This is a genomic window from Nonomuraea sp. NPDC050478, from assembly GCF_044458265.1.
GTDB lineage: Bacteria > Actinomycetota > Actinomycetes > Streptosporangiales > Streptosporangiaceae > Nonomuraea > Nonomuraea ferruginea.
The window spans coordinates 482,746-506,476 of the sequence record NZ_JBITHT010000003.1 but is presented as its reverse complement, the minus strand read 5'-3'; the positions used below and the strand labels follow the sequence as shown (position 1 = coordinate 506,476).

The 23,731-nt window shown below is 71.8% G+C and carries 20 protein-coding genes; 9 read left to right on the top strand and 11 right to left on the bottom strand.

Annotated elements, in window-relative coordinates:
• The first annotated feature begins 10 nt into the window (after positions 1 to 10).
• Positions 11 to 1,570: an OmpA family protein gene (locus ACIBF7_RS16785; RefSeq protein WP_397197803.1), complete on the top strand. Its 1,560-nt coding sequence runs from the start codon at positions 11 to 13 to the stop codon at positions 1,568 to 1,570.
• Between the two features lie 3 nt (positions 1,571 to 1,573).
• On the opposite strand, the gene ACIBF7_RS16780 is transcribed toward ACIBF7_RS16785, so the two are convergent.
• Positions 1,574 to 2,788 (bottom strand): LeuA family protein, encoded by a 1,215-nt coding sequence (locus tag ACIBF7_RS16780; protein ID WP_397197492.1) that lies wholly within the window; start codon positions 2,786 to 2,788, stop codon positions 1,574 to 1,576.
• A gap of 55 nt (positions 2,789 to 2,843) precedes the next feature.
• Here ACIBF7_RS16780 and ACIBF7_RS16775 point away from each other — a divergent pair, with 55 nt between their 5' ends.
• Positions 2,844 to 4,445: a citrate synthase gene (locus ACIBF7_RS16775; RefSeq protein ID WP_397197491.1), complete on the top strand. Its 1,602-nt coding sequence runs from the start codon at positions 2,844 to 2,846 to the stop codon at positions 4,443 to 4,445.
• Between the two features lie 9 nt (positions 4,446 to 4,454).
• Here ACIBF7_RS16775 and ACIBF7_RS16770 read toward each other — a convergent pair whose 3' ends face one another.
• The 3 genes from ACIBF7_RS16770 to ACIBF7_RS16760 are packed head-to-tail and all read right to left on the bottom strand — an operon-like array spanning position 4,455 to position 9,998.
• Positions 4,455 to 7,538 carry a chromosome partitioning protein ParA gene (locus ACIBF7_RS16770; protein WP_397197490.1) on the bottom strand — a complete coding sequence of 1,028 codons (3,084 nt, stop codon included), beginning with the start codon at positions 7,536 to 7,538 and terminating at the stop codon, positions 4,455 to 4,457.
• 43 nt (positions 7,539 to 7,581) lie between these two features.
• Positions 7,582 to 8,802 (bottom strand): helix-turn-helix domain-containing protein, encoded by a 1,221-nt coding sequence (locus ACIBF7_RS16765; protein WP_364232566.1) that lies wholly within the window; start codon positions 8,800 to 8,802, stop codon positions 7,582 to 7,584.
• Positions 8,799 to 9,998 carry a hypothetical protein gene (locus ACIBF7_RS16760; protein WP_364232564.1) on the bottom strand — a complete coding sequence of 400 codons (1,200 nt, stop codon included), beginning with the start codon at positions 9,996 to 9,998 and terminating at the stop codon, positions 8,799 to 8,801. The genes ACIBF7_RS16765 and ACIBF7_RS16760 overlap by 4 nt, the downstream gene beginning before the upstream one ends.
• A gap of 88 nt (positions 9,999 to 10,086) precedes the next feature.
• Here ACIBF7_RS16760 and ACIBF7_RS16755 point away from each other — a divergent pair, with 88 nt between their 5' ends.
• Positions 10,087 to 10,809 (top strand): hypothetical protein, encoded by a 723-nt coding sequence (locus tag ACIBF7_RS16755; RefSeq protein ID WP_364232561.1) that lies wholly within the window; start codon positions 10,087 to 10,089, stop codon positions 10,807 to 10,809.
• A gap of 222 nt (positions 10,810 to 11,031) precedes the next feature.
• Positions 11,032 to 11,463, top strand: coding sequence for a PPOX class F420-dependent oxidoreductase (locus ACIBF7_RS16750; RefSeq protein ID WP_364232559.1), 432 nt, complete (start codon positions 11,032 to 11,034; stop codon positions 11,461 to 11,463).
• 9 nt (positions 11,464 to 11,472) lie between these two features.
• Here ACIBF7_RS16750 and ACIBF7_RS16745 read toward each other — a convergent pair whose 3' ends face one another.
• Positions 11,473 to 12,174 (bottom strand): M50 family metallopeptidase, encoded by a 702-nt coding sequence (locus tag ACIBF7_RS16745; RefSeq protein WP_148030547.1) that lies wholly within the window; start codon positions 12,172 to 12,174, stop codon positions 11,473 to 11,475.
• A 34-nt stretch (positions 12,175 to 12,208) separates the two neighbouring features.
• Here ACIBF7_RS16745 and ACIBF7_RS16740 point away from each other — a divergent pair, with 34 nt between their 5' ends.
• The 3 genes from ACIBF7_RS16740 to ACIBF7_RS16730 are packed head-to-tail and all read left to right on the top strand — an operon-like array spanning position 12,209 to position 14,735.
• Positions 12,209 to 13,096: an amidohydrolase family protein gene (locus ACIBF7_RS16740; protein WP_364232554.1), complete on the top strand. Its 888-nt coding sequence runs from the start codon at positions 12,209 to 12,211 to the stop codon at positions 13,094 to 13,096.
• A 19-nt stretch (positions 13,097 to 13,115) separates the two neighbouring features.
• Positions 13,116 to 13,571, top strand: a complete 456-nt coding sequence (locus ACIBF7_RS16735) for a nuclear transport factor 2 family protein (RefSeq protein WP_261808437.1) — start codon at positions 13,116 to 13,118, stop codon at positions 13,569 to 13,571.
• Positions 13,572 to 13,616: 45 nt separating this feature from the next.
• Complete coding sequence (locus ACIBF7_RS16730) at positions 13,617 to 14,735, top strand: magnesium and cobalt transport protein CorA (RefSeq protein ID WP_364232551.1); 1,119 nt, start codon at positions 13,617 to 13,619, stop codon at positions 14,733 to 14,735.
• Between the two features lie 12 nt (positions 14,736 to 14,747).
• Here the strand turns inward: ACIBF7_RS16730 and ACIBF7_RS16725 are convergent, their stop codons facing one another.
• Positions 14,748 to 16,955, bottom strand: a complete 2,208-nt coding sequence (locus ACIBF7_RS16725) for a dehydrogenase E1 component subunit alpha/beta (RefSeq protein WP_397197489.1) — start codon at positions 16,953 to 16,955, stop codon at positions 14,748 to 14,750.
• A 210-nt stretch (positions 16,956 to 17,165) separates the two neighbouring features.
• On the opposite strand from ACIBF7_RS16725, the gene ACIBF7_RS16720 reads away from it, so the two are divergent.
• Positions 17,166 to 18,500, top strand: coding sequence for a hypothetical protein (locus ACIBF7_RS16720; RefSeq protein ID WP_271279048.1), 1,335 nt, complete (start codon positions 17,166 to 17,168; stop codon positions 18,498 to 18,500).
• A 51-nt stretch (positions 18,501 to 18,551) separates the two neighbouring features.
• Here the strand turns inward: ACIBF7_RS16720 and ACIBF7_RS16715 are convergent, their stop codons facing one another.
• The 5 genes from ACIBF7_RS16715 to ACIBF7_RS16695 form a co-directional block, all read right to left on the bottom strand.
• On the bottom strand, positions 18,552 to 18,866 hold the full coding sequence (locus ACIBF7_RS16715) for a hypothetical protein (protein WP_271279049.1): 315 nt from the start codon (positions 18,864 to 18,866) through the stop codon (positions 18,552 to 18,554).
• Positions 18,867 to 19,038: 172 nt separating this feature from the next.
• Positions 19,039 to 19,893 carry an ABC transporter permease gene (locus ACIBF7_RS16710; RefSeq protein ID WP_148030553.1) on the bottom strand — a complete coding sequence of 285 codons (855 nt, stop codon included), beginning with the start codon at positions 19,891 to 19,893 and terminating at the stop codon, positions 19,039 to 19,041.
• Positions 19,894 to 19,896: 3 nt separating this feature from the next.
• Complete coding sequence (locus tag ACIBF7_RS16705) at positions 19,897 to 20,874, bottom strand: ATP-binding cassette domain-containing protein (protein WP_397197488.1); 978 nt, start codon at positions 20,872 to 20,874, stop codon at positions 19,897 to 19,899.
• Positions 20,874 to 21,401 carry a PadR family transcriptional regulator gene (locus tag ACIBF7_RS16700; protein WP_148030555.1) on the bottom strand — a complete coding sequence of 176 codons (528 nt, stop codon included), beginning with the start codon at positions 21,399 to 21,401 and terminating at the stop codon, positions 20,874 to 20,876. The genes ACIBF7_RS16705 and ACIBF7_RS16700 overlap by 1 nt, the downstream gene beginning before the upstream one ends.
• A gap of 84 nt (positions 21,402 to 21,485) precedes the next feature.
• Positions 21,486 to 22,082: a TetR/AcrR family transcriptional regulator gene (locus ACIBF7_RS16695; protein ID WP_397197487.1), complete on the bottom strand. Its 597-nt coding sequence runs from the start codon at positions 22,080 to 22,082 to the stop codon at positions 21,486 to 21,488.
• A gap of 66 nt (positions 22,083 to 22,148) precedes the next feature.
• On the opposite strand from ACIBF7_RS16695, the gene ACIBF7_RS16690 reads away from it, so the two are divergent.
• Positions 22,149 to 23,729 (top strand): carboxyl transferase domain-containing protein, encoded by a 1,581-nt coding sequence (locus tag ACIBF7_RS16690; RefSeq protein ID WP_148030557.1) that lies wholly within the window; start codon positions 22,149 to 22,151, stop codon positions 23,727 to 23,729.
• Positions 23,730 to 23,731 lie beyond the last annotated feature (2 nt).

The window sequence follows — 23,731 nt, the reverse complement described above, 5'->3', positions numbered from 1 at the left end:
GTTGACAGCCGTGCTCCTGGTCACCGCGGTCGCGGGATGCGGCGGTGCCCCCGAGCGGGCCGGCCCGCCGTCGCCCTCTCCCGCCGCCGCGTCGCCCACTGCGGCGTCGCCCTCCGCCGCGCCTTCGGCCTCCGTTTCCGGAGCCGGTTACGTGCGCGAGGGCCTGGTCGGGTTCCACGCGTCCAACCCGTTCCGGGTCGAGGTCCGTGCGGTCGAACGGCACGAGGAATTGACCGTGCTGAGGATGGAGATCTCGACCACGGAGGACACCAAGACGCCAGGCGGGTTCGGGTACGACGGGCTCCCCGGACAGAGCGTCACCTTCGGCAGGTTCCGGCTGCTCGACCCCGTGGGCGGGAAGATGTACCTCACGTTGCGGGAGAAGTCCGGGGAGCGGGCGTTCGGCACCCGCCACGGCGACGGGTATCCCGAGGATTTCCAGCCGGGCGTGCGCTATCCGGTCGAGGTGTACTTCCCGCCGCTGCCCGGCGGCGTGAAGAGCGTCTCGCTCGTACCCGATCTGGCGATGGCCCCCACCACCGGCATCCCCGTCACCGACGGAGCCCCGCCGCCCGTGGCCAGGAAGCGCGGCGAGGGCGGGGAACATCAGTGGCCGGTGGTGCTCCCCGAGGGCGACCACTGGTCCGGGGTGTCCGGGCTGAACGAGCTGGTCGAGACCCCGGAGAAGACCACGTTCCAGGAAGGCGGCCAGGAGACCGTGGCGCTCCGTACCGACGTGCTCTTCGCCTTCGACAAGGCGACGCTGTCGGACAAGGCCGCGGCCATCCTGGACGAGGCCGTCGCGGAGACCCGCGAGCGCGCCGACCCGGACAAGCCGCCCATCCTCATCGAAGGGCACACCGACAGCAAGGGCGGCGGCACCTACAACCAGCGGCTGTCGGTCGAGCGTGCCGAGGCCGTCCGCGACTACCTGGTGGCCGAGCTCGGCGGTGACTACACGTACAAGGCCGAAGGCAAGGGTGAGAACGAGCCGATCGCCAGGAACGAGAAGCGGGACGGCGGCGACGACCCCGAGGGCCGGGCCCGCAACCGGCGGGTCGAGATCTCGTACACGATCAAGCGGGATCGGCCCGACGTCGCGGTCACCACGGGGACGGCGACGGACGTCAGGGGCTCCACCCGCGAGCCCGCCCCTTACCGGGCCGGGGCGGGGCCGGTCGTCGGTTCGCTGGAGTGGCCGCGCTCCGGGGGCCGGCTGCGGGTGGACTTCCACCCCTTCTACCGTGACGGGGCCTATTTGGTGGCGGTGTTCGACGTGGTGTCGGTGAAGGACCACTACATCCCGATACCCGACCCGTTCAAGGGGTTCGCCCACAACTTCTCGGCCGCGTCCGACTACGGGGCGTTCATCCTGGTGGATCCGGAGACCCAGGCGCGCTACCACCCGCTCAAGATGCACACCGAGTTCGTCGAGAACTCCGTGCTCGCCCTGGAGAAGGGTGAGGTCAACCGCTCGTACGTCTACTATCCGGCGCCCGCCGACGACGTCACGTCCATCACCCTGGAGGCGGCCGACCTGGGCGAGGTGAAGGACATCCCCGTGTCGTGACCGTCACAACTGGCCGGGGAAGAGCAGGGACAGCTCGCGCGGGTAGGCCGCGATCAGGCGCAGCTCGTCGTCCGTGAGCGGCCTGCCCGTCATCGCGTTGCAGAGTTGCACCAGCTTGAAGCTCAGGTCCTCGTCCGCCACCTCCGCCCCGAGCCCGTCCATCACGTGCCGGAACCCGGCCTTCCCGCCGTACTCGCCCGTCAGCACCACCCGGCCGTCGCGCGCGTGCCAGTCCTCCGGGAACGGGCCCAGCGTCGCCTCGTCGTACAGCTCGTAGTTGCCGTGGTCCTTCAGCGCCCCGTCGGCGTGGATGCCGCTCTCGTGCGCGAACGCGTTCCGCCCCACCCCGACCTGGTGGTACGGGAGAGGCTGGCCGAAGGCGTGGGCCGCCCACAGCCCGAACCTCCTGGCCCACGTCAGGTCCAGCGCGTCGCCCATCTCCGCGGCCAGCCCGAAGCCGTGCCGGAACGCCAGGATCGTCGACAGCAGGTCGGCGTTGCCGGAGCGCTCGCCGATGCCGTTGACGCAGGTGTTGATCCACGCGTCCTGGCCCGCGTCGAGGTCGCCGAGCGCGCCCGACACCGAGTTGGCCACCGCCATGCCGAGGTCGTTGTGGCAGTGCGTCTCCACCGGCAGCCCCACCGCCGAGGCCAGCTTGGCGAACCGCTCCCTGATCCGGTCAGGCGTGTCGCCGCCGATCGTGTCGCAGTAGCGGATCCGGTCCGCGCCCGCCTCCTTCGCCGCCAGCGCGAACTCCACCAGGAACCCGTCGTCGGTCCGCGACCCGTCCTCGGCGTTCACCCCCACGGTCCGCGCGCCCGCCGTCTTGGCGGCGCGCACCGCGGCGGTCATCTCCCGGATGATCGCGCCCCGGTCGAGCCGGCCGCGGAACTTGTTCTGGATCATGTAGTCGCTGGTGGAGATCGACAGGTTGTAGTGCCTGAGACCGAGCGGCGCCGCCTTCTCCACGTCCGCCGCCACGCCCCGGCACCACCCGGACAGCCGCAGCTCGCCGAACGCCCCCGCCTCGGCCAGCGCCACCTGCGCCCGCACGTACGGGACCTCGTGGAACAGGAAGGGGAACCCGATCTCGGACTGCGCCACGCCGAGCCTGGCCAAATAGAAGTTGACCATGGTCTTGCCGAACTTCGACAGGCCGGTGCGCGCGGTCTGCACGCCGTCCCGGTTCGTCACGTCAAGGAAGTGAACTTTGGGCATGCAGCAACGTTGACATGTTCCTTCAATGTGTATCAATATTGATTTTCATCAACATGTGGAGCTGGGTGTGGAGTGGATCGACGCGGCCACCGCCGCCGACCGGCTGGGCGTCAAACCGGCCACCCTGTACGCGTACGTGAGCCGGGGGGTGCTCAAGCGGCGCCACGAGGGCCGCCGCAGCCTCTTCGACGCCGCCGAGATCGAGACCCTGGCCCGGCGGGGCAGGCCCCGGGGCCAGCCGCCCGAGCTGGTCATCGAGTCCGCCGTCACCGCTCTGGGGGCCGACCGGCCCTACTACCGTGGCCACGACGCCCTCACCCTCGCCCGCACCGCCGGCTTCGAGGCGACGGCCGAATGGCTCTGGACCGAGCACGCCTCCCCGGCCGGCCCAGATAGCCACCCCGGCCCCTCGGCCGACAGCCCCGGCACGGTCACGAAGGATCGTTCCGGGGTCGGAAGGGACGATCCCCCCGACCGGGAGCCCGGGACGGCGCCCACCTGGCAGGCCGACGCGGACGCCGTCCAGGCCGCCGTCGCCGCGCAACGCGACCTCCCCGAGTCGCTCCTTCCGCTCGACCGCCTCCAGGTCATCACCACCGTCCTCGGCGCCACCGACCTGCTCCGCTTCCAGCTCGACCCGGCCTCGGTCACCGCCACCGCCCGCCGCCTCATCACCGGCCTCGTCGATGCCCTCCCGGTACTGGGCCCACCAGACGCCCATGACCCATCCAGGCCAGAGCCCGACGATGAGTTCAGCCGGCCCGCACCGGGATGGGCAGATGAGCCGGGACGGCCCGCACCGAGGTCGGGAGACGCGCCGGGACGGCTCAGACCCGGGGCGGGCGATGAGTCCGGCGGGTTCGGACCGGGACGCCGTGACGAGGGCGGGCGGCTCAGACCCGAGGTCGAGTGGCTCGGTGACGACGCTGGGCAGGCCGTGCCGGAACGCGGGCGGGGGGCCGGGCAGCGAGAGCCGGAAGCAGGCACTGCCGCGGAGAGCAGCAGTCCCGTGCCTCGCTCGATCGCCGAGCGGCTGTGGCCCCGCCTGACGCCGCACCCCCCGAGCCCGTCCCTGCTCCGGGCACTGGAAGCCGCGCTCGTGCTGCTCGCCGACCACGAGCTGGCCGCCTCCACGCTGGCCGCGCGGGTCGCCGCCTCCGCCAAGGCCGACCCGTACGCCGTCGTCATCACCGGTCTGGGCGTGCTGGGCGGCCCCCTGCACGGTGGCGCCTCCTACGCCGCAGAACGCCTCCTCGCCGAGGTCACCCGCCCCTCCGACGCGCCCCGCGTGATCGCCGACCGGATCCGCCGCGGCGAGCGCATCCCCGGCTTCGGCCACACCGTCTACAAGAACGGCGACGCCCGCGCCACCACGCTCCTCGACCTGGTGACGGAGGCCGCCCCCGGCCATGACCGGCTCGCCGCCGCCCGAGCCGTCCTGGCCGAGGCGCGCCGGCGACGGCTCCCCGAGCCCAACGTCGACTTCGGCCTCGCCACCCTCGCCGCCGTCGCCGGCATGACCCCCGGCGCGGGCGAGGCCATCTTCGCCGTCGCCAGGACCGCCGGCTGGCTCGCCCACGCCATGGAGGAATACGCCCGAGGTTCCCTCCTGCGGCTGCGCGCCTCCTACACCGGCCCGCCGATCCCCAGACCCTGAATCCGGCGCTCAGCCGGGCTGTTCGCCGGACCTGTCGACGTAGGCCGCCAGGGCCTTGACCCGGTCAGCGTGCTGGTCGTGGCCGACGATCACCGGGGGCTCGTTGTAGGGCATCGCGTCGGAGGAACGGCGCAGCTTGACGTACTGGCCGCAGGCGTCGATGGCGTACGGCTCCATGTCGTCCTGCAGCGCCCCGATCACCGTGATGCCGTAGGTCTCGCCGATCCGCCGGAACAGCGACACCGCCTCCCGCCGGTGCTCCTTGCCCAGGTTGCGGCCCAGCTCGTCGAGCACCAGGCACAGGTGGCCGCCTCCGGACGAGGCGATGGCCGCCGCGCACACCAGCTTGACCGCCTTCTCGTCCATCAGGGCGGTGTTGGCCCGCCGGTTGTAGGGCACGAAGCCCTGGCCCTCGCCGCGCCGCCACTTCGGCGTCACCCGCCACTGCCAGCGCTGCTCCGGGTCCGCGGGCGCGGGCGGCACCGGGAACTCCAGCGTCGCCCCGTAGCCGCCGTACGAGACGTCGAGCTTCTCGAACTCCTCGGCCACCCGCTCCAGCCTGGCCTTGATCGCGGCCGAGAGCGCCGCCCGGTGCACGGCCGTCGACTGCGCCGCCTCCTCCGCGCCCTTGTCGGCCGCCGCGAGGTCGCGCTGCCGCGACACCAGCTGCGCCTCGATCTGCCTGCGCTGGTGCTTCTCGTACTCCTCCTGGCCGCGCAGGTAGGAGGCGAGCGCGCCGCACACGCCCGCGAACGTCGCCTGCTCCCGCGCCGCGCTGCCGCCCCGCTCGGCCAGCAGGAACCGCAGCTCCTCCGGCACCTCCGCGTCCTCCTCGGGGAACGTGTCGCGCAGGGCCTGGTCGAGCCGGCGCTCGGCGACCCGCCACCACTCGTCGGTGGTGCGCGGGCGCTCCTCCTCGGGCAGCTCGCCCAGCCACTCGGCGGCCGACTCGGCGGTGCCGCCCCATTCGGCGGCCAGCGCGCCGAGCTTCAGCGCCTCCCGCTCGGCCGTGACCCGCGTCTCCTGCTCGCGGGCGCGCGCCCGCTCGCCGTCGAGCTGCCGGCGGCGGCTCTCCAGCCGCTCGATCTCCAGGTCTCTGGTGCGGGCGCGGAAGTCGAGCGCGGCGGTCTCCCGCTCGGCCTCCGCGACCCGCGGAGCCAGCTCCTCCAGGGCGGCGGCCAGCTCGCCGAGCCTGGCCCGCTGGCCGGTCAGCCGCCGCTCCAGCTCCTCCAGCCGCACGCCCGCCTTGGCCCCGTCGAGCCTGCGCTGGGCCAGCGTCACCGTCTCCTCGGCGTCGCGCACGGCCTCGGCGGCGGTGTCCTGAGAGTCGACGGCGCGGTTGAGGCGGTGCTCGGCGGCCTTGATGCGGGCCTCCCTGCCGGTCGCCACCCCCTCGAACGCCCCCACCACGCTCACTCCGGCCGCGCTGACCAGCACGGACCCGGGCAGCTCGCGCAGCGCCTCGGCCGCTTCCGCCAGCCGGCCGGCGTCGACGATCACGGCGTGCTCGCCGGGCCAGTTGCGCAGCTCGTCCAGCGCCAGCCCGCCTCCCGCCGCGCCGCCGGTGACGCCGGCGGCATCCGCCAGGCTGCCGGTCCTGCCGCCGGCGGACGCACGGCCGGAGGTCGAAGGCGGGGCGCTCGTGGCGTGGTCGCGCGCCTGTTCGGCGACGTCGAGGGCGTCCAGCAGGCCGGACGCCGGGACACCCGCCCCGGCGAGTGCGTCGAGCTGGGCGGCGGCAGGGCCGCCCTCGGCGTCGTCCAGCGCCGCGCGGGCCGAGGCCACCTCCTGGTCGGCCACGCCCAGCGCCTTGAGCGCCTCGTTGAGCCGCAGCCGGGACTCGCGCAGCTCGCCCTCCGCCGCGGGCACGTCGCGCCCGTCGGCGAACCTGCGTGTCTCCTCCAGCGCCGGGATCCGCCCGCGCAGCTCGTCGGCGGAGTTCTCCGCGACCGCACGGTCGGCGTCGAGCTTGGCCGCGCGCGCCTGGAGGGCGGCCAGCTCCTTGCGCGCCTCGGTGACGCGCCGGTCGAGCGTGTCGTCCTTGAGCGTGGCGATCTCCGCCTTGACCTCGGCGATCGCCTCGGCCGCCGTCTCTCCCGCCGCTTGGTGCCCGGCCAGCTCGGCGGCCAGCGCGGAGTCCTTGGCCGCCGCGTCGGCCAGCTTGCGCGCCTGGCGTCCCTGCCAGCACCGCAACGCCCCGGCCAGGCCCACCCTCGCCTGGTCGCGCCGGTCGAACGTGGACAGCAGCGCCCGCGACTCGGTCTCGAACTCGGCCAGCCGCTCCGCCGCCTGCGCCGCCCGCACCCGCTTGGCGTGCTCGTCGCGCCGCGCCTCCCGCTCCTGCTCCAGCTCCGCGTCGAGCCCGGTCAGCGCCGCGATCGCCTCGAACACCCGCTCCGGCGAGATCTCGTTGAGCGGCTGGGACAGGAGGTTGGTGGCCACCTTGCTGCGCACGCTCGTCGACAGGAACGACACGCACCGAACCCGGTCGCCGTAGAGGACCTTGGTGAGGTCGCGGGCCACGACGTCGCGCCGGCCCGCCGAACGGGGCAGCGACGCCCAGATCTCGTCGGCCCGCGCCACGCGTTCGGCCTCCGACGGCGCCGCCGCCAGCCGGACCCCCTCCCGCCAGCGGATCTCCAGATGCGGAGCCTCCTGGTTGACCCGCAGCCAGACGGTCAGCGGCGCGTCGGGCCGCCCGGCCACCCCGAACAGCTCGCCGTCGTCGTCGCCCGGATCGACCGTGTAGGCGTCGAGGCTCTCGCTGCCGGCGGCGGGCGCGAACACGCCCACGATGTAGCCGTGGCCGGCGCTCGCCCACTGACGCGCGCCCGCCCCGCTGGCCAGCTCCGCGTTGAACAGCAGCTCCGACACCGTCTTGGCGCCCGAGGCGAACCGCCACTGCTCGTCGCCGAGCAGCGCGGTGATCGACGCGATGAACGACGACTTGCCGGCGCCGTTGGAGTCCTTGGGGCCCGCTCCCGCCACGACGATCAGCGTGCCGGGCACGACGGGCACCGGATGGGTGGACAGCCGGGAGATGTTGACCGCCTGCACGGCGACCAGCACCCGATCTCCCACGACGTTCTCCACCTGCGCCACCACTACCCCCGTTTCCTTCGGTCGGCCGCCCCGGTCATCGGGCTGCCCTGCGTGCTCGTACGGCCACCGCCAGCGGCGTGTCGGGACCCGCCGCGAGGATCAGCTCCTCCTGCAGCCGCCTGCGCGCCTCCGGCGTGAGGCGGTGGAACTGCGGGCCGGGGACGTAACCCCCGGCCTCCTCGCCCGCCTTGACCTGGGTCACCAGCCCCGCGTGGCGCAGCGCGCGCAGCGCCGACTCCAGCTCGCCTATCGGGAGCTGGGTATGGCGGCGCAACTCGTCGACCGGTGCCGGGTGCGGCGACAGCCACGAGTCTTCGGGCAGGAGGCCCTCGGCGCGGGGGATGGCCACCGAGTGGACCAGCACCAGGGTCAGCACCGCCCGCTCGCTCTCGCCCGGCCCTCCTCCCGGCGGCTCGTCGCGTACGAGCTCGTCGGCGTAACCCGAGATCCAGCGCTCGCGCTGCTGGACGAGCGTGCGCCCGCGGCGGGCGAGCATCTCGGCGAGGGTGCGCCGCAGCGCCGGGTCGCGCAGCGCGGCGAACCTCGCCTCCTGCACGGGCTCGGCGGCGTGCTCCACCACCATGAAGGCGGACACCAGCTCGGCCCTGCGACGCTCGTCGTAGCCGCTCAGCAGGTCGTCGAACTCGGCCACGCCCGGCTCCGCCCGGCTCCCCGCGCCTTGGTCGGGAGCGGCGGGCTCCGGAAGGGCGGCGGCGACCAGGCCCGCGTCGGGGACCACCGGCACGGCGCGGCGCTCCGGCTCGGGGATGCGGCGCACCAGGTCTTTCAGCACCGCGTGGGACTCCACGGGCCACAGCGCGCACCGCGGGCCGAGCGAGACGATGCCGCCGGCCACCACCACCCACGCCGAGTCGTGCAGCCGGCGCAGCGCCCCGATGGCCCAGTTGCGCATGAGGTCGTCGGTGCGGCCGATCAGCGCGCGGTAGGTGTCGAGCACCCGCTCCAGCGGCGCCGGCTCGCCCGGCCACGGGTCGGCCGACTGGTCGGCCCAGCAGCACTTGAGCACCGCCGCCAGCACCCGACGGGTCTCGCCGGCCCGCTCCACCGGCATGGGCGGCACCTGGTGCTCCTCCAGCAGCGACGGCGTCACCCCGTCGGGCCACACGGGCAGCGCCACCCCCGAGGAGTCCGGGCCGCTCAGCCTGGTCATGCCCGCGGGGGCCGGCGCGCCGGGCCCGAGCCGCAGCGGGCCCTGCGCGCGCGCCCGCGCGTGCGCGGCCTGATCGGCGGTCACGGCGTACGCTCCAGGTGGCCGTGGGAGAGCCAGGACGGCTCGCGGGACGGGTCGATCGTCAGCCCGTCCGACCAGGTCAGCCGGTAGGGCAGCTCCGGCCGCAGGTCGACGGTCGTCAGGTCGGCGAGCACCCGCCGGGCCGTGGCCCAGTCGGGGCCGAGCACGTCGGCCAGCGCCACCCGCGACTCCCCGCCCAGCAGGGACTCGGCCAGCTCGCGCAGCCGCTCGACGGCCGCCTCCCGCGCGGCGCCGAGCGAGCCGTCGGGGCCCGGGTCGGGCAGCGTGGAGCGCGGCGGCGTGGGCTGGGCGGGCGCCGGCCGCGGCGCCTCGTCGACGGCGCGGGCGATCGCCGCCGGATCGTGCCACGGCGCCGGGGCGTCGAACACGAACCCGTCGAGCACCGCGGCCAGCCGCTCCTTGGTCGCCGTCTGGGCGAACGTGCGCCATGTCTCCGTCGGCAGCAGCGTCAGGTTGCGGGTGGTGCCGGCCGAGTCGGCCAGCCGCCCGGCCGCGCGGCGGGAGGCGTCGCTGTAGGCGTAGATCGCCGCCCGCAGGTCGGTGCAGACCCGGTCGAGCTCGGGCCAGCGGGTCAGGATCGTGCCGTGGACGCTCTGCGCGCGGCGGGCGATCTCCTCGGTGCCCCACAGCTTGGGGGCCTGCTCGCGCAGCTCCTCGATGGTGCCGGTGGTGAGCGTGATCAGCTCCAGCGCCCACAGCCGGAACGCCCGCGCCAGACCGGCCGCGCTCTGCCGGGCCTCCTCCATCGTGGTGCGCGGGTCGGCGACGTTGAGATCTTCGAGGGCGAGCAGCCGGTGCATCTCCGACTGGCCGCCGTCGTCCATCATCCGCCGGATGAACATCAGGCCGACCACGCTGGTGAACGACGCGCGGTAACGGAGCTGGTTGGGCTTGGGGAACACCTCGCGGATCGCGCCCAGCCCCTTGAGCACCCGCAGCCGGTTGTCGAACTGGTCGGCCGGATAGGCCCCGCAGGCCAGGCGCATCTGCTCGTGCGTCAGCCACTCCTCGCCCGCGTCGGCGAACGCGGCGAACAGCGTCTCGGCGATGTCGACCAGCACGGGGTCGTCGACCACCGCGCCGCTGTCGCGGGCCAGCGCCGCGAACATCCGGCGGTAGGTCGACAGCACCGCCTCATCGCTGAGCGCGGCGTCGAGGGTCAAGGGCTGCTCGGGCACGCGCACTAAGGTACGGCCTCCGGCCGACATTCTCCGCCGCGACCGGTCCGCCGCGCGCCGGGGGAGCGGGATGAGAGGGTGTGAGGTCGTGGGGGAACGGAAGAGCTGGGGCGTCGACCAGGTGCGGGCGCTGCTCGACATCGCCGAGGGCAAGGGATCCGACCGCGAGGAGGCCGAGAGCGCGGCCGCGCTGGCGGCCAAGATCCTTTACCGGATGGGGCTGGACGCGGACACCGTGCGCCGCGACGCCGCGAGCCCCGTCGGCACGTGGCGGCTGCCGATCGACACCAGCGGCGGTCACCACGTCGAGCGGGCCGAGGCCGTCTGGCTGGTGATCAGCGCGCTCGGCTGCATGGGCTGCCACGAGGGCGGACGCCGGCGCGACCGGGTGTCGCACGTGCGGCTCGTCGGCCCCGTGGAGGTGCTGAAGTCGCTGAAGATCCTGCTGCCCTCGGTGCTGATCCAGATGGAGCTGCGATTCGGTCTCGCCTGGCGGGCCGAGCGGGCCAGGCACCCCGGCCTGCCCGCGCAGCAGCTGCGCCGCAAGCGGACGCTGTACCAGCGGGGCTTCTACCGCGGCTTCGGCAAGGGACTGGCCGACAAGATGCGGGCCCGGGTGCGGGAGGTCGCCGACGAGGTCTCCGGCGGCGCGGGGGAGCTGGTGCTGGCCGGGCGCGAGGCGGCGGTGCGCGCGGAGTTCGAGCGCTGGGACACCAAGCCAGGCGGGTCCTCCTTCTACGACGAGACCGGGTTCGAGCGCGGCCGGGAGGCGGCCATGACAGCCGACCTCGGTGACAGGTCGATCAGCTGAGCAGGATGGGCGGGTGCGCGGCGTTGAGGGTCAGTTCCCCCCGGGCTGAGCGCCGGCGACGTCGTGCGGCGTCTCCTGAACCGGTGGTACGGCTCGCGCCCGCGTTCGACGAGCACGCCGGCGCAGTCCTGCTTCATGACCTGAGGGACACGAGGGTGGCCCTGACAGGGCCAGTCCTGACGTGGTCTCCCTCCCCATGAGCGCAGGGCCGAGACTCGGGGCATGAGCATGACGACCAACGAGATCGCCTACCTGAACGGCCAGCTGCTGGGCCGCCTCGCCACCGTGGGCCCCGGCGGGCGGCCGCACCTGGTCACCGTGGGCGTCTTCTACGACCCGGAGTCCGGCTGCGTCGTGATCGGGGGGCACGCCGGCACCGGCATGTCCGAGAGCAAGAAGTTCCGCGACGCGCGGCGGCATCCCGACGTGGCGTTCCTCGTGGACGACCTGGCCTCCGTCGACCCGTGGACGCCGCGCGGCATCGAGATCCGAGGGCTGGCGGAGACGCACACCACCGGCGGCGCCGAGCTGGGCGAGCGCATCGGCGCGAACATGCCGTTCGACCCGGCCTGGATCCGTATCCGTGCGCGCCGCGTCCGCAGCTGGGGGATCGACACCGGGCCGTTCGAGCTGTCCACCCGGGACGTGGTCTGACCGGCTTACTTACGCGAGCGGGTTCATCAGGTAGGCGCCCCCGACCACGGACGCCCCCGCCACCAGCAGGAAGAAGAACACGTAGAACCCGCCGGGCAGGAGGGTCAGCCGGGCCAGCTGGTCGGCGTCGGAGTCGCGCGCCTGGCGCCTGCGCCGCTTGCGCTGCAGCTCCAGGATCGGCCGGACGCCGCCGAACAGCAGGAACCACACCACCAGGAAAGCCACGATCTGCTGCACCTCGCCGGGCGCGTACATCGACAGCGCGAACACCGCCCCGCCCGACGCCAGCAGGATGAGCGCGCCGTACAGGTTGCGGATCAGCAGGAGCATGCACACCAGGAAGAGCAGCATCCCCCAGATCAGCAGCGTGATGTGACCCTGGTCGGTCAGCCAGGCGGCGGCCAGCCCGAGCAGCGACGGCGCCAGGTAGCCCGCCAGCGCGGTCAGCACCATGCCGGGCCCGGTGGGCCTGCCCCTGGTCAGCGTCACGCCCGAGGTGTCGGAGTGCAGCCGGATGCCCTCCAGCTTGCGCCGGGTGAGCAACGCCATGACGGCGTGGCCGCCCTCGTGGGCGATCGTGATCAGCCCTCTGGTGAGCTGCCAGGGCACGGTGAAGGTGACGATCGCCAGCGCGACCAGCGCGGAGACGACCACGACCCAGGGGTCGGGGTCAGGTTGCGCCTCGATCAGCTGAGCCCAGAGCTTGTCCATCGATTAGGAACCCTATCCGGGTAAAGTCACGGTCGTGGCCACAGAACTTGATTCTGATGAAGGGGTGCGCGCCTGGTGGGCGGCGCTCGGACTGCCCGGCCTGGTGGACCTGCACGTGCATTTCCTGCCCGAGCGGATGGAGCGCCGGGTCTGGCACCATTTCCACCACGGCGGCCCCCTCATGGGCAGCGGCTGGAAGATCGAGTACGAGTGGCCGGTCGCCGATCGCGTGACCCGGCTGCGGGAGCTGGGGGTGACGGCCTTCCCCGCGCTCGCGTACGCGCACAAGCCCGGCATGGCGGCCGACCTCAACGCCTGGACACTCGGCTTCGCCGGCCGCACGCCCGGCTGCCTGCCCTCGGCCACCTTCTATCCCGAGCCCGCCGCCCCCGCCTACGTCCGGCAGGCCCTCGACCAGGGGGCCAAGATCTTCAAGGTGCACCTCCAGGTGGGCGACTTCGACCCGCGCCTGCCCGAGCTGGACGGCATCTGGGGGCTGCTGGCCGAGGCCGGCGTCCCCGTGGTGGTGCACGCCAGCTCGGTGCCCGTGCCCGGCGGGTACGTCGGCGCCGAGCCGATCGGCGAGGTGCTGCGCGCACATCCCCGGCTGCGCGTGATCATCGCCCATCTCGGCATGCCGGAGTACGATCCGTTCTTCGCGCTGGCCGAGCGCTACGAGCGGGTGGCGCTGGACACCACGATGGCTTTCACCGACTTCGCCGAGCTCGGCATGCCCTTTCCCGCCCGGCTCCGTCCCGCCCTGCGTGAACTCGGGCTGGCGGGGAAGGTGGTCCTCGGCAGTGACTTCCCGACGATCCCCCACCCGTACGCACACCAGCTGCACGCCCTCGACCGGCTCGGCCTCGGCGACGACTGGCTCAGGGCCGTGTGCTGGGACAACGGCCTGACCATGATTCGATAGCAGAGTGAACGATCGGCACGTGGCGCTGATAAGCGCCTTCTACGAGGCACTCGGCCGTGCTGATGCGGCGGCCATGGAGAGCTGTTACCACCCCGAGGTCAGCTTCGGCGATCCCGTCTTCCAGGAGCTGGAGGGCCGCGACAGGGTGATGGCGATGTGGCGGCTCCAGCTCAGCCGGGGCGTCGGCATGAAGGCCGAGTTCCACGGGGCGACGGCCGACGACTTCTCCGGCACCGCCCGCTGGACGGCCCGCTACCGCATGCCCAGCACGGGCCGGCAGGTGGTCAACGAGATAGAGGCGATGTTCCGGTTCGAGGACGACCTGATCATCAGGCACCACGAGGAGTTCGACTTCAAACGCTGGTCCAAGATGGCGCTGGGCCGCCCGCACGGGTTGTTGTTCGGGTGGACGCCGAGATGGCGGCAGATGATCCGCGAGCGCGCCATGGCACAGCTCGACGACTTCGCGACCTAGGAGCGACACGGGGGGCGACACGGGGAGCGACACACAGGAGGTGGCATGACCAGGGCGAGAGGGCGCCGGCGCGGCAGGCTGACACGCGAGCCGGCTCCCGAGAAGTCGATGGACCCCCGGCCCAGCGAGGATCAGCCCTACCGTCCGACGGTCATCAACAACACGATCTACCAGGACGGCCGCGCCGTCGACAACCCCGGTTCGCTGGCCGACGCCTTCCAGTGCCTGAAGGACAAACCTGGCGCGCTCGCCTGGATCGGCCTGTACCGGCCGAAGGAGTGGGAGCTGGTCAAGCTCGCGGAGGAGTTCCAGCTGCACGAGCTGGCCGTCGAGGACGCCATCGTCGGCTCCCAGCGGCCCAAGGCCGACCGCTACGGCGAGACCCTGTTCGTGGTGCTGCGCGCGGCCACCTACCGGGACGAGGTGGAGGAGGTGGCCTTCGGCGAGCTGAACGTGTTCGTCGGCCCCGACTTCGTGCTGACCGTCCGCCACTCCGAGGCGCCCGACCTTCAGGTGGTGCGCAGGCGTATGGAGTCAGAGCCCGACCTGCTGCGCAAGGGCCCGCAGGCGGTGCTGTACGCGATCCTGGACGCGGTGGTCGACGACTACGCGCCGGTCGTGAAAGGGCTGCAGGAGGACATCGAGGAGATCGAGGTCCAGGTGTTCGGCGGCGACCCGGCCGTGTCCCGCCGCGTCTACGAGCTGTCGCGCGAGGTGATCGAGTTCCAGCGGGCCACCGCGCCGCTGGTGCGGCTGATCGACGGGTTCATCGCCGGCGCCGACAAGTACGGCGTCGACGAGGAGCTGCAGAGCTACCTGCGCGACGTGGCCGACCACGCCATCACGGTCAACGAGCGGGTGGCCTCCTTCCGCCAGCAGCTCCAGGACATCCTGGTGGTCAACTCCACCCTGGTCACCCAGGCGCAGAACGCCGAGATGGCCAGGATGACCGAGGTCAGCATCCAGCAGGGCGAGGAGGTCAAGAAGATCTCCGCCTGGGCGGCCATCCTCTTCGCGCCGACCGTGGTGGGCGGCATCTACGGGATGAACTTCGACCACATGCCCGAGTATCACTGGGCCCTGGGCTACCCGTTCGCGATCTCCCTCATGGCGGGGGTGTGCGTCATCCTGTACGTGATCTTCAAACGGCGCGGCTGGCTGTAGCGCAGGGCCAGGTCAGGAGAGCAGCTTGCGGGCGGCCTGCTCGATCTCCTCCTCCGACAGCAGCACGTGGTCGGCCGCCCCGCCCAGCGGGACGAAGCTGTCGGCCGAGGTCACCCGGGCCACCTGACCCTGGTAGCCGGCGTCGAGCAGCTCGGCCATGACGCCCTCGGACACGCCGCCCGAGTGGCGCGTCTCGTCCGCGATCAGCACCTTGCCCGTCAGCTCCGCCGCGCGCAGCAGGTCGGCCACCGGCAGCGGCGCCAGCCAGCGCAGGTCCAGCACCCGGCAGCTGAAGCCCTCCTGGGTGAGCCGCACCGCCGCCCGCAGGCTCATCCGCACCCCGTTGCCGAACGTCACGATCGTCAGGTCGCGCCCGTCGCCGTAGGAGCGGGCGCCGCCGATCGGCACGTGCGTCTCCGCCCAGCGCGACGGCGGGGCGTACGGGGACAGCCAGCCGCCGTCGCCCTCCTCGAACAGGTCTCTGGTGTGGTAGAGCGCGATCGGCTCCAGGAACACGCACACCGACCCCTGCGTGCGCGCGGCCGCCAGGCACGTGCGGAGCATGGCGGAGGCGTCGTCGGGCCGGGACGGCGAGGCGATGATCAGGCCGGGGATGTCGCGCAGCGCCGCGATCGCGTTGTCGTTGTGGAAGTGCCCGCCGAACCCCTTCTGGTAGGCGTAGCCCGCGATCCGCACCACCATCGGGTTCGGGTAGGCGCCCTGCGAGAAGAACGACAGCGTGGCGGCCTCGCCCCTGATCTGGTCGATCGCGTTGTGCAGGTAGGCCAGATACTGGATCTCCGGCACCGGCAGCAGCCTGGACACCCCCGCGCCCAGGGCCAGCCCGAGGATGGCCTGCTCGTCCAGATGGGTGTCGAACACCCGGGCGGGGCCGAACCTCTTCTGCAGCCCGCGGGTCACCCCGTAGACGCCGCCCTTCTTGGCGACGTCCTCGCCGAAGACCATCATCTCCGGGTAGACCGCGAGCGCGTCGGCGAGCGTGCGGTTGATCGACTGCGAGAGCGTCAGCGGCTTCTCCGACTCCGGCAGCGTCCCGGCGAACGTCCGCTCCCGCACCGCGCTCTCCGCCGCCACCGGGCTGATCTTGGCGACCAGGTCGGCGTCGTGCGGCGCGATCGGCTCCATGACCTCCTTCGCCGAGCGGAGCCGGGGCAGCCGGGTGGTCTCCAGCGCGATGCGCAGCACGTGCTCGCGGGCGAGCTCGTACCGTCTGAGCAGCTCCTCCGGTGTGGTCAGGCCCGCCTCGACGAGCAGCCGCGCGGTGCGCAGCAGCGGGTCGCGCGCCAGGTCGGCGCGGAGCTCGCGCTGGGTGCGGTACGCGGACTCGACGTCGGAGCCGGCGTGCCCCATCAGCCGCACCGTCGACAGATGCAGGAACGCGGGGGTGCGGTGGGAGCGCACGTGCTCCACCGCCCGCACCGCCGTGTCGTACGCGGAAGCCAGGTCACAGCCGTCGGCCGCGAAGTACTCGATGCCGGGCCGCCTGGCGGACGCCTCCACCCAGCCTCTGGGGGTCCTGACGCTGATGCCGATGCCGTTGTCCTCGCACACGAACAGGATCGGCACCCGCTGCCCCTGGTAGGTGGCGTAGGCGGCGGTGTTGAAGCCCGACAGGGCCGTGGCGTGGTTGACCGAGGCGTCGCCGAAACTGCACACGGCGATCGCGTCGTCGGGCCACAGGCCCGCCGTGTCGAGCGCGCGGGCCCGCTCGATGGCGAACGCCACGCCCACCGCCCTCGGCAGGTGGCTGGCGATCGTGGACGTCTGGGGGATGACGGCCAGCTCGGGATGGCCGAACACCTTGTGCCTGCCGCCCGCGATCGGCTCCTCGGCGGCCGCCGTCAGGCCCATCAGGACGTCCCTGATGCCCTGTTCGGGCAGCCGCCCGGCCTGCTCGGACCTGGTCAGGTAGAACGCGCCGGAGCGGTAGTGGAGCAGCGCGGGGTCGTCCGGGCGCAGCGCGGCGGCCACGGCCGCGTTGCCCTCGTGACCGGCCGAGCCGATCGTGTAGAAGCCCTCGTCCTGCTCGCGCAGCCAGCGGGCGGCGATGTCGAGCAGCCGGCTGTCGAGCTGGCGCTGGTAGAGCGTCCGGCACTGCTCTCCGGTGAGCGTGGCGCCCTCCCGCACCGGATCGCCGGGACCGCGGGCCGGGCCCGTCTGGAGGGTCTCCACTGCCTGGACGAAATGAGTCTCAACCATGTCGCGCGCCACATGCCGATTATGGCCGCTGAGCACCGTGTTCGTCTGCCAGTCACGGGCGACATGTGTTGGACCGGTCCTTTTGACATAGATCTATAACAGCTTGTCAGAATGGTGAACTTCGCCATTCGCCACCACGTCTACTGGTTTGACACGTGGCGCCCTCAAAGCCGCGTTGAAACCAACTGGGTATCCAGGAAAGGAACCCGAATGTCGTTACAACGCATCCGTACGATCGCCGTCGCGATGGCGGTGGGGGCCGGTGCGCTGGTCCTTACGCCACCCGCGTCAGCGCAGGTCAGCACTGCAGCAGCGCCGGCCGTCACCAAGGTGACGCTCAACCCGGCATCCCCGGTCGTGCTCTTCGAAAGCACCGCCAAGGTGACCTTCACGATCCAGGCGAAGGACGCCGAAAAGGCCACCATGGTCTTCACTCCGCCGGGTGTCAGCACCCAGCCGATCATCGAGGCCAAGAAAGTCGGGACGGACACCTTCCAGGTCGAGCACTCCGTCGGCACGGTGGGCACGTGGAACTACACCGCCACCGCCGTCAAGGGTGACGAGACGGGCCAGCTGAAGGGCACGTTCGACGTCAAGAAGGCGCTCGAGACCAAGATCGTCAGGTTCGACGCCAACCCCGACAGGGTCACGAAGGGCGACCGGGTCCGGCTCTCCGGCCAGCTCAGGGCCGGCGACCAGGGCTACGGCGGCCAGGAGGTCGCGATCAGCTTCCGCTCCCGCGGCTCCGACGACTTCCGCAAGGTCACCACGGACAAGACCAGCCGCAACGGCTGGTTCTCCGCGAGCGTGAAGCCGTGGCGCAGCGGCGAGTGGCGGGCCGAGTTCGCCGGCAACGCCGAGGCCAAGGCGTCGGTCAGCGACAGCGACGGCGTCCGCGTCCGCTCCCGGACCATCGACACCAGGATCGTCGGCTTCGACGCCTACTCGGAGCCCGTCGTCAAGGGCGACAAGCTGCGCTTCAAGGGCACCCTGCAGGCCGACGACCGGCGGGCGCTGCGCGGTGAGCGCGTGACCATCCAGTTCAGGGCCGTGACCTCCCGCCAGTGGACGGACGTCACCGGCGACCGCACCAGCCGGCACGGCCGCTTCCACGCCTCCACCACCGCCGAGCAGAGCGGCTGGTGGCGCGCGGTGTACGCGGGCGACCGCCGGGTCGACGGCTCGGTCAGCGGCCCCGACTTCGTGCGGGTCACCGAGCCGGTCGAGAAGGCCGACACCCGGGTCCTCGGCTTCAACGCCTACCCCGAGCCGGTCAAGCGCGGCCGTGACCTGAAGATCTGGGCCCAGCTCCAGGTCGACGACGACGGCACCTGGAAGGGCTACAAGGGCAAGGTGGACCTGTACTTCAAGTCCAACCGGTCCGACGAGTACAGGCTCGTGAAGTCCGCCTGGTCCAGCGACAGCGGCAGGCTGTTCACCGAGGTCCGCGCCTGGACCTCCGGCCGCTGGCGTTTCGTCTACGAGGGCGACGACAGGACGAACGGCGACACCAGTCGCTCCGACTACGTCCGCGTGCGGCGCTGACATCGACGAGGCCCGGGGCGCCGCATCAGCGCCCCGGGCCTCACCATGTCCTCAGTTGACCCGTCGCTCCGGCGCGGTCGCCCCCAGGCTCGCGAGCATGGACATGATGTCGACCATGCCCAGCTTGAGCTCGCCGACGTCCTGCTTGAGCTGGCTCACGTCCTGCTTGAGCAGGTTGACGTCTTGCTGGAGGTCGTCGAGACGCCGCTCGAACCCGTCCATACGTCGTTCGAACCCGTCCATGCGCTGGTCGAACTTGTCCATGCGCTTGTCCAGCTTGTCGATCTTGTTGAGAACGTTGCGCCCGACGTCGTCGACACGGTCGTGCAGGGCGGAGAAGCGCTGTTCGATGCTCAGGTTGGGCACACCGCTCACTGTAGACCGTTCGAGAGCCGAGAACCTGATTTCCAGGTCATCGAATTTCGCCTGCAGATCCAACATGGAGTGATCCTCTCGAGGGGGCGACGTCGCTCCTTGCATCGAAAAGAATACTCTCCGTGAAGGGTGCTTGTGTTCGAACCCGAGAGGGCCGCCCCGGCTAGTCGGCCCGCTTGAACTGGGCGATGCCCACCGCCAGCAGCCCCAGCCCCAGCGCCGCCACCAGCCCGAGCTCCACCGGCACGGGCACCTGCCAGCCGAACCACTGCACCCCCGGGTTCAGGGTCGCGTTCACCTCCGGCGGCACGTCCAGGTGGGAGAAGACGGCCTGGCGCATCGGGTCGACCGCGTACGTCATGGGGTTGACCACCGTCAGGGCGTGCAGCCACGACGGCAGGTTGGCCAGCGGGAACATGGCACCCGACAGGAACATCATCGGCATGATCGCCATCTGCATGAGCCCGAAGAACGACTGCATGTTCTTCATCCGCGCCGCCAGCATCACCCCGAAGGCGGTGATCGTGAAGGCCGCCAGGAACATCTCCGCCAGCAGCGTGAGCATCAGCGTGGGCGAGTACGGCACCCCCACCATCCCCGCCATGGCCAGGATGACGATGCCCTGGCCCGTGGCCACGATCGCGCCGCCGAGACACTTGCCCACGACGATGGCCGTGCGCGACACCGGCGCGACCAGCATCTCGCGCAGGAACCCGAACTCGCGGTCCCACACGATGGACCCCGCCGAGAACATGCCCGTCATGATCACCGTCATGGAGATCATGCCGGGATACATGAAGGTGCGGAAGTCCACGCCCGGGATCGACGCCTGGACCAGCGACCCCAGGCCGGTGCCCATGACGAACAGCCACAGCACCGGCTGCAGCAGCATCGAGAGCATGCGGGTGCGGTCGTTGAGGAAGCGCAGCATCTCACGGTGCAGGACCACCTTGATGGCCCGCAGGTCGTGCGCGGCGCTGCGGGCCGGCACCCGCACGCGGATCGCCTGTGTCGTCATCGTTCACCGCCTCGCCATCGCGCGCATGAAGGCCATCTGGTCGTCTCCGGACTCGGCGTCGCGGATCGTGGAGCCGGTGTAGTTCATGAACACGTCGTCCAGCGACGGCCGCGACACGCTCACCGACGTGATCGGCATGCCGAGCTCGGCGAACAGCCGCGGCACGAACTCCTCGCCCGAGGCCACGGCGAACGTCACCGCCCCCTCGTGCACCGCCGCCTCCAGCCCGAACCGCTCATGCAGCGCCTTGATCGCGGCCTCGTCGTCACGGGTGTGGATCTGCACCCGGTCCTTGCCGACGCTGGCCTTGAGCCGCTCGGGAGAGTCGATCACCACGATCTCGCCGTGGTCGATGATCGCGATCCGGTCGCAGTACTCGGCCTCGTCCATGTAGTGGGTGGTCATGAAGATCGTGATGTCCTCGCTGACCCGCAGCTCGTTGATGTAGCCCCAGATGGCCGACCGGGTCTGCGGGTCGAGCCCGACCGTCGGCTCGTCCAGGAACAGCACCCGCGGCGAGTGGAGCAGGCCGCGGGCGATCTCCAGCCGCCGCTTCATGCCGCCGGAGAACGTCATCACCTTGGCGTCCTTGCGGTCCCAGAGCGCCACCATCTCCATGACGCGTTTGATCCGCTCGTCGACCACGCTCTTGTGCACCCCGTACAGCTCGGCGTGGAAGCGCAGGTTCTGCTCGGCGGTCAGGTAGCCGTCGAGGGTGGGGTCCTGGAAGACCAGGCCGATGTTCCTGCGCACCTCGTCGCGCTCCCTGACCACGTCGTGGCCGGCGACGGAGGCGGTGCCGCCCGTCGGGTTCGCGAGCGTGCAGAGCATGCTGATCGTGGTGGTCTTGCCGGCGCCGTTGGGGCCGAGGAATCCGAAGACCTCGCCCGGCGACACCTCGAAGTCGACGCCCTTGACGGCCTCGACCTTCCCGTACGTCTTGGTCAGCCCTCGTACGACGACGGCCGCGTCCTCGCTCATCAATCCTCCGCCAGAATCTGGAACACGGACTTGCGCGTCTGCCTGAGCAGCTTCTTGGCCTCGGCGACCTGGCGGTCGTTGGCCGTCCTCGTCAGGTGGACGAACGCCTCGCCGAGCTGCCCCCACAGCAGGCGCAGCTCGTGCCGGTCCTCCGGCACGGTGCTCGCCACCTCGTCCCACGGCGCGGGGGCGGCGCTCAGGCGTCCCGCCTCGTCGCGGCCCTCCTCCGTCAGGCGGTAGGTGCGGCTGCCGCCGGCCTCGCCGCCGGTGACCAGGCACTCGTCCTCCAACTGCTGGAGCGCGGGGTAGACCGAGCCGGGGCTGGGCCGCCACACGCCGCGGCTGCGCGCCTCGATGTCCTGGATCATCTGGTAGCCGTTCTTGGGCTCCTCGCCGAGCAGCAGGAGCAGTGCCGCCCGGACGTCGCCGCGCCGCACCCGCGGCCCCGCCTCCATGCCGGGGGTGCCCGGCGGGGGCGGCGGCATCGGCGGGTGCGGGAATCCGTGTCGTCCATGTGGATCAATCATCACATCTCCCAACTATCGAGATGTTCTGACGATATATCTAGATAGTTGAGGCGGCAATGCCCTTTCTGGCGACTCTCGTCTGTGTTAGCGCTCGTTAACAGCTGCCCGGAGCGCAGCCCCGGCCATGGCGTGCAGCAGCGGGCGCATCGCCCCGGGCGCGAGCTCGCCCGCGCTGTGCGGCGTCGAGTTCAGCAGGCCGAAGACCGCGTGCGTGGCGGCCCGCAGCCGGGACGCCGGGCACGACGGGTGGAGCTCGGCCAGCACCCCCACCCACTCCTCGACGTAGAGCCGCTGCAGCCGCCGGATCTGGCGCCGCTCCGGCTCCGGCACGTTGCCCAGCTCGCGGTCGTGCACGGTGATCAGCGCCGGCTGCTCGAGCGCGAACGTGATGTGCGCGTCGAGCAGCGCGTCCAGGATCTCGGCCGGGCCGGCGGAGGCCGTGACGACCGCGACCGCCGACTCGCGCAGCCGCGAGCTGATGTCGAGCAGCAGCTCCGCCAGCAGCGCCTCCTTGCCGCTGAAGTGGCGGTAGAGCGCCGGCCCCGAGACGCCCACCGCGCCGCCGATGTCCTCGATCGGCACGCCATGGAAACCGCGCGCCGCGAACAGCCTCGCGGCGGCGTCAAGGATCTCGGCACGCCTGTTGCCGCGATTGCGGGTAGGTGTCGGGGCAGTCGTCACAGTCACATCATGCTAGACGGTTGAGTTAATGGCCACTAACATCACGACCATGACGAGAGGGCAGAGATGAGCGACTGGCCGATACTCAAGTCGGCCGCCGACCCCGGGAGCGAGGCGTACAGGAGCAACGCCGAGCTCAACGAGCGGCTCGCCGCAGAGCTCCGCGACCGCCTCGCCACCGCCGCGCTCGGCGGGCCCGAACGGTCGCGCAGCCGCCACGTCGAGCGCGGCAAGCTGCTGCCCCGTGAGCGCGTCGACGGCCTGCTCGACCCGGGCTCGCGGTTCCTGGAGCTGTCGCCGCTGGCCGCGAACGGTCTCTACGACGACCAGGCGCCCGCCGCCGGCATCATCACCGGCGTCGGCCGGGTCTCCGGCCGCGAGTGCGTGGTCGTGGCCAACGACGCCACCGTCAAGGGCGGCACCTACTACCCCATGACCGTCAAGAAGCACCTGCGCGCGCAGGAGGTGGCGCTGCACAACCACCTGCCGTGCGTCTACCTCGTCGACTCCGGCGGCGCGTTCCTGCCGAAACAGGACGAGGTGTTCCCGGACCGCGAGCACTTCGGCCGCATCTTCTACAACCAGGCCACGATGTCCGCGCGGGGCATCCCGCAGATCGCCGCCGTGCTCGGCTCCTGCACCGCGGGCGGCGCGTACGTGCCCGCCATGAGCGACGAGGCCGTCATCGTACGGAACCAGGGCACGATCTTCCTGGGCGGCCCGCCTCTGGTGAAGGCGGCCACCGGCGAGGAGGTCACGGCCGAGGAGCTCGGCGGCGGCGACCTGCACGCGCGCGTCAGCGGCGTCACCGACCACCTCGCCGAGGACGACGCGCACGCGCTGGCGATCGTCCGCGACATCGTCTCCACGCTCGCGCCGCGCGCCCCGCGCCCGTGGCCGGTGGCCGCGCCGGAGCCGCCCGCCCACGATCCGCGCGACCTCTACGGGATCGTCCCCGCCGACACGCGCCGGCCGTACGAGGTGCGCGAGGTGATCGCGCGGCTGGTGGACGGGTCGCGGTTCCTGGAGTTCAAGGCCGAGTACGGGCCCACGCTGGTCACCGGGTTCGCCCATGTCCACGGCCACCCGGTGGGCATCCTGGCCAACAACGGCATCCTGTTCGCCGAGTCCGCCCTCAAGGGCGCGCACTTCATCGAGCTGTGCGACCAGCGGCGGATCCCGCTGCTGTTCCTGCAGAACATCAGCGGGTTCATGGTCGGCAAGGCGTACGAGGCGGGCGGCATCGCCAAGCACGGCGCCAAGATGGTCACGGCCGTGTCGTGCGCCCGGGTGCCCAAGTTCACGGTGGTCATCGGAGGCTCGTTCGGGGCCGGCAACTACGCGATGGCCGGGCGGGCGTACGCGCCGCGCTTCCTGTGGATGTGGCCGAACGCCCGCATCTCGGTCATGGGCGGTGAGCAGGCGGCGAACGTGCTCACCACGGTGGGCTCCTCTGCGGGCGGGGCCGACCCCGAGGCGATCCGGGCCCAGTACGAACACCAGGGCAACCCGTACTACTCCACCGCCAGGCTGTGGGACGACGGCGTGATCGACCCCGTCGACACCCGCACCGTGCTCGGCCTGGCCCTGTCCGCGGCGGCCAACGCCCCGCTCGAACCCGCCGGCTACGGCGTCTTCCGGATGTGATC

Coding starts and splice junctions, on each gene's coding strand:
- ACIBF7_RS16780 (WP_397197492.1), bottom strand. CDS start 2,788: ATGCCCAAAGTTCACTTCCTTGACGTGACGAACCGGGACGGCGTGCAG.
- ACIBF7_RS16750 (WP_364232559.1), top strand. CDS start 11,032: ATGAGCATGACGACCAACGAGATCGCCTACCTGAACGGCCAGCTGCTG.
- ACIBF7_RS16745 (WP_148030547.1), bottom strand. CDS start 12,174: ATGGACAAGCTCTGGGCTCAGCTGATCGAGGCGCAACCTGACCCCGAC.
- ACIBF7_RS16730 (WP_364232551.1), top strand. CDS start 13,617: ATGACCAGGGCGAGAGGGCGCCGGCGCGGCAGGCTGACACGCGAGCCG.
- ACIBF7_RS16725 (WP_397197489.1), bottom strand. CDS start 16,955: ATGGTTGAGACTCATTTCGTCCAGGCAGTGGAGACCCTCCAGACGGGC.
- ACIBF7_RS16720 (WP_271279048.1), top strand. CDS start 17,166: ATGTCGTTACAACGCATCCGTACGATCGCCGTCGCGATGGCGGTGGGG.
- ACIBF7_RS16710 (WP_148030553.1), bottom strand. CDS start 19,893: ATGACGACACAGGCGATCCGCGTGCGGGTGCCGGCCCGCAGCGCCGCG.
- ACIBF7_RS16705 (WP_397197488.1), bottom strand. CDS start 20,874: ATGAGCGAGGACGCGGCCGTCGTCGTACGAGGGCTGACCAAGACGTAC.
- ACIBF7_RS16700 (WP_148030555.1), bottom strand. CDS start 21,401: ATGATTGATCCACATGGACGACACGGATTCCCGCACCCGCCGATGCCG.
- ACIBF7_RS16690 (WP_148030557.1), top strand. CDS start 22,149: ATGAGCGACTGGCCGATACTCAAGTCGGCCGCCGACCCCGGGAGCGAG.